Below are 1,950 nucleotides of genomic sequence, written 5' to 3' on the forward strand. Positions count from 1 at the left end.
CCGCGCCAGCAGGGCGACCGGGTCGTCGGCGTCGCCGAACGGCGGGGTGCCCTCCAGTGCGGTGAGCAGGGTGGCCCCGAGGGAGAACACGTCGGCGGCCGGGCCGGCCGTCTCCCCGGCCGCCACCTCGGGGGCCAGATAGGCGGGGGTCCCCGCGACGAGGCCGGCCCCGGTGCCGGTGGCCTCCCCCACGATCCGGGAGATACCGAAGTCGACGAGCGTGACGGAGCCGTCCGCGGTGACGAGCACGTTTCCCGGCTTGACGTCGCGGTGCAGGATGCCCTCGTCGTGGGCGGCGGTCAGCGCCCCCGCCAGCGCCGCCCCGATCGCGGCGACCTCCGGTGCGGGCAACGTCCCCCGCCGGGCGAGCGACGCCGCGAGGCTCTCCCCCGCCACGTACTCCATGACCAGGAACGCGGTCCCGTCCCGGGGGAGAACGTCATGCACCATGACGGCGTGCGGATGGTCCAGCCGCGCCGCGACCCGGGCTTCGGCCTGCGCACGACGGAGCACCCGCCCGGCCGCCGGGTCGTCGGCCGGGTCGATCGACAGCTCCTTGACGGCCACGATCCGGTCGAGCCGTTCGTCGCGGGCCCGCCACACCACGCTCGTGGCACCCCGGCCGACCGGCGTGAGCAGCCGGTACCGGCCGCCGATCACCGTGCCCTCGTCACTCACCATGCCTTCTCCCGTCCGGTCCGCGGGCTCCGCGGATGGTAGAGCGGCGGAGGGGCCCGGACGGCGCGGACGCACCGACCCGGCGTACGCCGCGGACCGGACGGGGAGGGCGGGCGACTCAGGCGCGGGCCGGGTCGACCCCGAACTGCTCGGCGAGGTCATCGAGCATGGCGTGCGCGCCCTGCAGGCTCACCGACACGTACCAGGTCTTGTCCGGGACCTCGCTGATCGTGCCCTCCAGCGTGCCCCAGAGCGGATTGCCCTGGAAATCCTCCTTCGGGCTGGTCGCCTCGGTGGTGTCGTCCTCGTAGGTGGACACGAAGATCCGGTCGGCGTCCAGCTTGCCGATCTCCTCCTGGCTCACCTCCACCAGGATCTCCGAGTCCGAGTCGGGCTGCCCCTCCGGCCGGGCCAGACCCACGTCGGAGAGGACGATGCCGCCGAACGAGTTCGTCGTGTACAGCCGCACCGTCTGCTCACCCTCGACGAAGCGCACCAGCGAGTACGTCGGGGTGCCGCCGGTCTTCTCCCGGATCGCGTCCCCGATCTCGGCGGCCCGGCGCTCATAGGCGTCGATCTTCTGCTCGGCCAGTTCCTCCTTGCCGAGCGCCTTGGCCAGCAGCCGGATGTTGTCCTTCCACGTCGCGCCGGTGGTCTCGGAGAACACCGCGGGGACATCCGGGGGGAGCTGGTCGTAGATGCTCTCGTGCCGCACCTTCGCCGAGACGATCAGATCCGCGTCGATCTCGTAGAGCGCCTCGATGTCCGGGGTGGCCAGCTCGCCGACCTCCCGTCCACCCTCGACGTACCGGGCATCGTCACCGAGATACTCCGGAACGGAGTCGGAGGTGGGATACCGCGTGTAGGCCACCACCTCGGTCTCCAGTGCGGCGGCGGCGTCGGCGAAGCTGGAGTCCAGCGCCACCACCGTCGTCGGACGCTCCTCGATCGTGGTCTCCCCCATCGCGTGCTCGATCGTGCGGGGGAAGGCACCCTGGTCGCCGGTGTCCCCGGCGGGCTGCTCGCCCTGCGGCGAACACGCGGTCAACCCCAGGCAGGCGACGGCGGCGGCCACGACGGCACGGCGGCGCGGGCGGGACAGGCGGCTCATTGATCACCCTTCGGATTCGGTTAGGCTCTCCTAACGAACGCGGACTCTAGCCGACCGGACCGTGCGGCAAAAGAGGTCCGGAACACACCTGACAGGGATGTGAGATGGCCACGACGCTCACCCGCGGGAGCGACGCCGCGGCGGGGGCCCCGCCCGGCCGC

2 protein-coding genes are annotated in these 1,950 nt (G+C 72.5%); both read right to left on the minus strand.

Annotation, left to right across the window (positions count from 1 at the left end):
* On the minus strand, positions 1-681 hold a 681-nt coding region (locus SACHA_RS0106335), incomplete at its 3' end, for a serine/threonine-protein kinase (protein ID WP_019808087.1).
* A gap of 115 nt (positions 682-796) precedes the next feature.
* Positions 797-1,789 carry an ABC transporter substrate-binding protein gene (locus tag SACHA_RS0106340; RefSeq protein WP_019808088.1) on the minus strand — a complete coding sequence of 331 codons (993 nt, stop codon included), beginning with the start codon at positions 1,787-1,789 and terminating at the stop codon, positions 797-799.
* Positions 1,790-1,950 lie beyond the last annotated feature (161 nt).

Origin of the sequence: Saccharomonospora halophila 8 (assembly GCF_000383775.1) — a bacterium.
In the GTDB taxonomy this organism is placed as follows: Bacteria; Actinomycetota; Actinomycetes; order Mycobacteriales; family Pseudonocardiaceae; genus Saccharomonospora; species Saccharomonospora halophila.

Bases quoted from the DNA above. Each gene is read 5' to 3' on its own strand.
- SACHA_RS0106340 (WP_019808088.1), bottom strand. From the start codon at position 1,789: ATGAGCCGCCTGTCCCGCCCGCGCCGCCGTGCCGTCGTGGCCGCCGCC.